The organism is Rhodovulum strictum, from assembly GCF_009649175.1.
GTDB classification, from domain to species: domain Bacteria; phylum Pseudomonadota; class Alphaproteobacteria; order Rhodobacterales; family Rhodobacteraceae; genus Rhodovulum; species Rhodovulum strictum.
The window spans coordinates 1-8,341 of sequence record NZ_WJPO01000053.1 but is presented as its reverse complement, the minus strand read 5'-3'; the positions used below and the strand labels follow the sequence as shown (position 1 = coordinate 8,341).

Below are 8,341 nucleotides of genomic sequence, written 5' to 3'. Positions count from 1 at the left end.
GGGCCCTCAGGACGCCCTCGACCCGCCCGAAAGCAGCACCTTGGCTCCAATGTCAGCCGGCCGGTGAATATCGCGGGCTGACATTGGCCTCCATTTTCCGCCACTGTACGTCGAAAAATGACGTACGCTCGTTGACATGGCGTTGACATGGAACTTCGCCTCCCGACCAAAAGGATGATCGTCGCACAGTCGAATCCCGCCTATATCGGACTTTGTTGGAGCGCAGAATCGCTGCGGAGCGGCACTCCGAGGAATCTGGACAGCCCCCGTCACGACAGTCACCGCAGCCTTCCTCGGCTTCTGCGCCAGCATATGCATCCGCTAGTGGACAAGGCGCTTCGTAAACACGATCTTGCTTCGCATGACGACAAGGATCGAAAGAAAAGATCGGACCGGTTCCGATGCTGGGCGCGGATTCCGGTACCAAGACGCTGTCGCAGCCGCGCTGGCCGTCGAGCTTTGGCTTTCGGGCGAGGCAGGTATAGTCGTTCCAGAAGGCGGTGACGATATCGAAGTTCGACGGACGGCCGGTCGGTTCCTCATGTCGGTGAAGAGTAGGCGCGACACGCGTGGTCCCTTCACGGCATCCGAGCTCCGTAGTCACGTCGACGACCTACGATCACGCGGTCGGGCAAAAGGCGTTGCATCCGTGCGCCTGATCCTGGAGCGAAACGGCCCTCCTTTGGAATGCGGAAACGGGCCCGTTGGAGAATGCGACGGCATCTTAATCGATGTTATGCCGAGCCCGATGGAAGACGCGGTGCAACGGATTGAAGTGGAACTCGGATGCTATCCAGCAGCGGCGAGGATCGCGTTCGCGGAGTTGCGCTACCGGCTCGCAGAGTGCGCGAGCGAGAACGGACCGATTCCTATGCCAGACAGGAAAGGACTTACGGGAGCGGAGGTCTCGCGTATCGTTTCGGAAGCGGCCGACCTCATCGATCGGAATGAAATAGAGGAAGCTCGTCGCGAAGGGCTGCTCGACGCGGTGGACTTCCTCACTCCACGCTTCGACGACGCATTCTACCTCGGGGTAGACGTTCAACCCGGCCATGTCGCAGCCGGTCTCACGGTGTCTCGGCCCCAGGAGGAAGCCGCCGTCCGGCTCGGGGTCGAACAGCGAGGACGGGCCTTGATCTGCGGGCCTTCGGGCGCCGGCAAATCCGCCATCATGTGGCAGGCTGCGGCGGCAAGCCGGGATGCGGTCCGGTGGTACCGGCTTTATGACCTCGGGCAAGATGACCTGCCGCAGCTCGCAAGGTACCTGCGCGCCCTGCGCGTGGCTGCGGAACGGCCGGTGGGCCTGATCCTCGATGATGCCGGGCGAAGGCTGTCAGGTGCCTGGGCACGGGCATCCGAGCTCGCAGATCGGATGCCAGGCCTGGTTCTGCTAGGGTCCTGCCGCGAGGAAGACTTAGGGCAGATCGGAACGCTTGCTTCCGTTCAACTGGTTCGACCCCTGCCGAACGACGAGTTGGCGGAGGCGCTTTGGCGAAAACTCTCCGAAGAACGGCAGACAGATTGGCAGGGGTGGGCTGAGCCATGGGAGCAGTCGCGCGGGTTGCTCATGGAGTATGCCCACCTCCTCTCGTCTCAGACCCGGCTCCGATCGGTTCTCCACGATCAGGTCGGGATACGCATCGCCGATGAGGGGCGTGACCACGAAACCGATATTCTGCGTATCGCCTCTTGCGCAGGTGCGAGCGGGGCAAGGCTGACTCCATCGCACCTGCGCGCCCAACTCGGGGTGACCGCCGGCGACACATCCCGGGCGCTGCGTCGGCTGATCGAGGAACATGTCGTCAGGCAAGAGGATGATGGTCTGATCGCGCCGCTGCATCAATTGAGATCCCAGGTACTCTTCGACGAGCTTCATGCCGACGGATCGATATCTCATCTTGAGACCCTGTCGGCGTGCGTTGCCTGCATCGTCCCGAAGGACCTGCCGTTGCTCCTCCGAGACCGGATGACCGGCGAACCGGAGACGGATGCACTCATGGACGCATGTATTTCGCGCATCGTCGCCGAGACCACGCCTGCAGTTTTCAAGGCGATTCTCGATGGCTTGGGGGACGTGGACGCTGCGCGTCTCGGCTCCGCCTGGCTGGAAACGGGCGCCGGAGCGGCAATCGAACCCGGATTTCGGCATTTGGCTATGATGTTCGCTCTCACTGGGGCCGACCTTCCTGCATCGAAGTTTTCGGATCGCCTGAGGCTCAGCGCGGACGCATATGGCCGCCTCGCTGGGAGGTGGCTGTCGTTCTGCCGACGTCGTCTTCTCGAAGGGCTTCCGGACGGCACCCTCGACCAACTCTTGTCTGCCGAGGACCCTGACGACATGTCCGCCATGCTTGAGGCCATGGTCGGAATATCGCCGGTTCCCGAAGCCATTAGAAGCCGTCTCCACGCCATTTCTCCGTTGACTAAAGACATGTCCTTCCTCCAGCGGATCCGCCTGTGCGAAGCGATCCAGGAGGTGGATCGCTCCATCGCCCAAGCTTGGGCGGACGGGGTGGGACGGACGCGCAACCTTCAAAGGGTTCGGGACGAGGTTCCGTTTACGACCTTGCCGAGAATCGAGGAGAGAGACGGGCTCACCGTGGCGGTATGTGAGGTGATCCACCTCGCGGATGGTCTGGGCGAGGATCCTCATGCCGCAGTGGTCGCGATTTGCGATGCGCTGTTCGCCCTTTTTCCGGAGGTCGAGCGTACCGACGTCGAGGCAGTCGACGCCGACGGCATTCGCTTGGCCATCAGGGGCATGGATGTTGCCGCCAAGCGCATGCCGCGCTCCAACCACCATTCGAAGTCGCGCACGAATTGGAACCGCAGACTTGTCAGGGCCGTGCCGAATGGCGGGGACGTCAACAACCGGACCGCCTTCCTCTCGGACGTCCTGTCGCTCGCGGCCCGCCTCCGGCCGGTGTCCGATCGTCTCTGGGATCGCTTAGTTCGCGGCAAGCTTCCGGCCGAGGCCGACCTAGAGGAACTCGGCGCCTGCCACGAAGGTGCGCGCGCGCTCTTCAGCCCCTATCCGGCATTCGACAAGCCCAAGGGGGAGGCTGATCCTTACGAAGACGCTCGAGACGTCCTCTTCCAAATCTCGGCAGACCTCGTGAGACGGTTCATCGCTCTTCCCGAAGGGGCCAATGCTCTCGCCGCGAAGGCCGGGGAACTTGCAGAGAAGCTCATCGCGGTTCGCGACAACGTCGTCTGGACCCTCATTCCGGAACCGGATCGGAGGGATCTGGACAGGCTCGCGGACCTACTGCGTAACCTCAAGATGATTGCTTGGGACCACGGCGCCCGTGGGGAGAGACTCAGAGAGCCGAGAAAGCAGGTGAAAGCTGCTCGTCGAGGCAACGCCGTTAACATGGCAGCGCGGCTCGCAACTGCACGCCTTGAGACGGAAACAGTCCGTTTCGCTGACTGCCTACAGCAAACTTTCCAAGCCGCCGGCTACTCCGGTAGCTTGATCGTGCGCCCGCCTGAATCGACCGATGTCCCCGGTCCTGCCGAAGAGGTGATCGCAATATTTGATGCGGACGATGTCCTGGGGGCGGCGGACCAGACTCTGGCAGTCTACCAGACGCTCCGCGACCGTCTGCCCGCGACGGTCCGGCTCACGGTCCTCCCGCACCTGCCTGTGGGAGTCGCTGGAAGTCTCGGGGTTGCAGGATACGCCGATCCGCTTCCAACGAATCCGAGCGAGGGCCTCAGACAGACAATTGCGGAAGCCGGGGAGGCCTTCGCAGCCACGCCTCTGGTCGACCTCTTCACAGAGGCTCTCTGGGGCGCGACAGTTCTCGGAAACGCACGCCGCGCAGGTCGAAGCGCTGAACACCTACCGCGGGCAGAACGTGAAGCGATGGCGGAGGCAGAGAGGGCTTTAGTTCGATCCCGCTCGCAATTGCTTAATTCGGTTGCCGAGATGGCGGATCTGATTGAGGGCCTTGGCCGTTTCCTAGATGACTTGGCGATCGATGGACGCGCAATGATGTCCGACGTGCCACTCCTCGACGGGGATGGTGTCGATGCGTTCGCCGAGCGGCGCGGTGTTCTTGTGCTTTCGCTCCTCATGCTCGATCTTGAAGGTGTTGGTGATCGCATTGTCGATGCCAGGGGCGCAGGTGAAAAGGATAGGATGGGTCGTGAGGTCGTTACAGACTAGTCATGCCACTTTCGAAGGAGAGGTCGAGCCCTCGACCCGGACAAGACGGTTTGAAGCGCGGCCATGAGTGATATTCGGGATGGGCGAGGATCTAGCCCCGCCTCCCGCGGCGGGGCAGGCACCTACATCGAGGGAGAGTTGGGCGCGTTCTACGCGCTGGCACTAATCGCGGGGACGGAAGCACGAGGCCTGCCCGGTGCCCGCCTGGAACGGATCCGGTTCCAAGGGGCAGATTGCGGCTTCGCACTCGACGACATCATCCTCGAAGGGATCGGCCCCGACGGTCGTTGCCTGCTCGAGATCCAGTCTAAGCGCGATGTTACCTTTGCGCCGAAGGACGACACCTTCGAGGACGTGGCCCGGCAGGTCGCCCTCAGCAGGCAGGACCACATCCTTGAGGAGTGCCACCACTTGGCGGTTGCCTCCCAACGCACCAGCCGCGCAATTTCGGGGGCGTATCAGGATGTATTGCTTTGGGCACGCGGTGCCGAGAATGGATCCGACTTCTTCGCCCGTCTGGATGCGGCGGGCGTCGCCAACGATCAGATGCGCCAGTTCACAACGACCTTTCGGAATCATCTCGTCGCTTACGGTGTTTCTGACGACGATGAAGCGATCTGGCGGCGCTTGCGTCGGTTCCAGATATTGGAGTTCGACTTCGAGTCGACCAGCCCGCTCTCGCGCACGCATGCGCTAATGCTTGCACGGCTCATCCTCGCGCACGAGGATGTCCCGCGAGCCGAGGGCCTTTGGAGCGCCCTGATCGAATTGGCGATTTCCGTCGGTCGGACGGGCGGCGCGCTCGACAGAGATGCCCTACGAACCGAGCTTCAACGTCGCGGATTTCGGCTATCCGGCGACCGGGACCACCGCGCGGCTCGCGCAGTTCTTCGGGAAACAGCCCGGCAGACGCTGGAGAACATCGGGACGACGGTCGCAGGCGTGCATCTTCCGCGCCATGCGGCAATCGAGGCGACGGGTGAGGCCCTCGATGCTTCGCGCTTCGTGCTCCTCACCGGAGGGCCCGGGGTCGGTAAGTCCGGAGTCCTGCGTGCGATTGCGGAACGCGCAGGGCGCGAGTCCACGCTGCTCGTCCTCGACGCCGACACCACTCCGGTCGGCGGATGGATCGCCTTCGCGGGGCGGTTTGGCATTGAGGGCCCAGCGAAGTCGTTTCTCGCGGACATCGCCGCCAGCGGCGGTGGACTGATCTGCATCGACGGCATCGACATGATCACCGACCCGGCACAGCAGCGGACGATCAACGAAGTCCTGCGTGAGGCCGGCCGGATTGATGGATTTCGACTCATCGCCTCAGCCCGTGCGGACTCGGAAACCCAAGCAACGGACTGGTTGGCTGACGATCTGAGGACGACGTTCGGTCCGCCCCGGACGGTCACGGTCGATGACCTGACCGACGTGGAAGCAGAGGCCCTGACAGCGGCAGCCCCTCACCTCCGTCCCATCCTTACGGCGGGAGCACCGGCAGCCCCGATCGCGCGAAACCTCCATCGCCTGTCCCGCCTCTCCAGGCTAGACAATGCCGCCAGGATCAGGACAGAGGCGGGGTTGGCCAAGCATTGGTGGGACCGCGCGGACGACGCGCCGGTACCGGCAGTCCGTGCGGGGCAACGCATCTTGGCAGCTCTCGCGAAGTCTGCGCTTGCGGGTGAGCGCGACGTCGAGCTCGCAGAGGATGGACAGGCTCGTGCCCACCTCCTCGGGCGGCGAACGCTTCGAGAGGTTCGGAGGGACCGCTTCGACTTCCAGCATGACGTTCTTCGGGATTGGGCGATTGGTGCATGGCTTTCGGAAGACCTCAAACGGATCTCGGAGATCAATCTCACGCGACCGCCATCTCCACGCGTCCAGCGCGGCGTCGAGTTCGCCGCGCGTTTCCTGCTGGAAGGTCGCCAGGGCGTAGAGAGTTGGACGGACCTTCTCAAGCAACTGGAAAAACCGGAGGCGATTGGCGGATGGCGACGGTCGGCGCTACTAGCGATCGTGCGATCGGAGGCAGCGCCGCAGCTCCTCGAACTGGCAACCCCTATCCTCCTTGCGGATGAATGCGCGCTGCTCGGGGAGTTGATCATCGCGATCCAAGCGCTCGAAACTGTCGCTGCGCGCGAGGTGATCGGACCCCATGTTCCGTTCGAGGTTCCCCAGTCCCTTCGCATTGGGCGGGGCGGCCGTGGCCTTTCTGTCCTCCGTTGGGCGTGCCGTCACCAAGAGGAGATCCCCCTCGCCTCGATTGCCCCCATCGTCGATCTCGTCGGAACTGAAGCCCTGTTCTTCCACGCCATCCCGTCTTTCGCGCACCCGGTGGCGGCGATGCTATTTGACTGGTTGTTGCAACTCGATCTACGGGATCGCTCGGTGACTGTCCCGATGAAGCCGAACACAGCATCGCAGAACGGGCGTGGCCGGCGTTTTTTTATCGAAGATCTCCGCACTGCCGCCTTACTACTCGCGCAGCACGCGCCGGACGAGGCGAAGACCTACCTGCGCGAGGTCACCCAAGAGGGGGACCCGTTCAAGACTCGCGAGATACTCAAGTCGAGCAGCGCCCTAGCCCCCGTGGCACCAGAAGAACTTGCGTCACTCGTCAAGACGAACCTTCGGCGACCCGAGCACGACCGAAAGTACGGTAGCGATCCTCTCGCTGAAGCTTTCAGCCACGCCGATGCCGACTTCCTCCCCGCTTCGCCAGCTCAGCCGCCGTTTCTCGATCTGCTGACCGCTGCCCCGGCCGTCGGCCTACCCCTCGTCCACCACCTCGTGGAGACGGCGGTTGCGTTCGCCACCGAGGGGGAGGAGCCGTCGTCGGAGAACGGATTCACCATCGTGTTTGACGAAGGGCCACGGTTCTTCCCGTGGCGCTACACCTATCTTTGGTCGCGCGATCAATCCCGGAGCTACGCCGTCGGCTCGGCTCTGAAGGCGCTCGAAGCATGGGGGCACGAACGTCTTGACGCCGGAGATGCCGTCGAAAACGTCTTGCGCGACGTGTTGGGATCGTCCGGCTCCTGCGCGGCGTTCCTTCTTGTCGCCGTCGACCTTCTCCTGTCCCATTGGCCGCGGACGCGAGACGCCCTGATGCCGTTCCTCACGGACCCCGCGTTGCTCGCGGTCGAGCGGGGACGTGGCGGACACGAGCAGTTCGGGCTCGGACGATTTCTTCAGGACCACAACGAGCCCAAAGGACGCATCACGCTTGCTGACCTTGCGAAGCGGCCATCCCGCCGGGCGACCCTCGAGAGCGCCTTGTACGGATACGTTGCGGATGACCATGTCGGCCGCACCTTACGCAAACGCCTTGCGGATGCCGTGGCGCGAATCGGGCCTTATTCCGAGAATGCGAACTTCGGCGACGCCGCATTCATGGGCCCTCACGCCCTCAACGTCCTCACTGCGGAGAACTGGGTGGAACTGGGGGATGGCCGCATCGGGTACCGGGCCCCACCCGAGGAGGCCGCCCACGTCGCGCGAATGGAGGAACAGAACACTGCCGCCCGTGTGGAGATGGACCTCGACGCACGCATCCGTCTGGCACTTAACGGGGGCGATCACGCCACACCGCAGACGGCGCGAGACGCGGTAATCCGCGCCGCCGGCGCGTTGCCCAACGGGACCAACAATGACGTCCTACACGACCTGCGCACGCAACTCGCCACAACGGCGCTGCTCGTGGCGCGGGACGGGGACGACGCGCTCTTGGCGGAGCATGAATCCTGGGTGCGTACGGTAGTCGATCGGACTCTGGATATTGCGAAAGCCGAGCGCGCGATGTCGCACGAGACGCTGAATTATAACCGTCCCGCCATCGCAATTCTCGCGATGATCCATCTGTGGCGACGGGCCGGAAAAGTCGAAGATCGCGACGCGCTCGTCAGCCTGGCTTCTCGCCACAAGGACGACGCAAGGCTTGCCTTCGCTGCGGGACGTGAGGCGATCGTCACATTGGACCGGCGTGTCCTCAAAGCGGCCATGCGCGCCGCCCTCTCCGGCTGCATATGGAGGTGGCGCCCATTCGGCGAGGACGATGCCATTCAGGCAATCTTTGAGCAGAACCGCGCCGCGGCCGTGGCCCGGGTGCGCATTCCGGAGCATCCGGTCGGGCATTCCGACGACATCCGGTCAGCTGTTCCGAAGTATCCGGTCACCGCGAGA

At 63.4% G+C, this 8,341-nt stretch carries 2 protein-coding genes; both read left to right on the top strand.

Annotation, left to right across the window (positions count from 1 at the left end):
- Window positions 1-649 precede the first annotated feature (649 nt).
- Entirely contained in the window at window positions 650-4,171 is a 3,522-nt protein-coding gene (locus GH815_RS18340; protein ID WP_153750174.1) for a hypothetical protein, read from the top strand.
- A gap of 138 nt (window positions 4,172-4,309) precedes the next feature.
- The coding region (locus GH815_RS18335; RefSeq protein WP_170290395.1) for an ATP-binding protein at window positions 4,310-8,341 on the top strand (4,032 nt) is incomplete at its 3' end.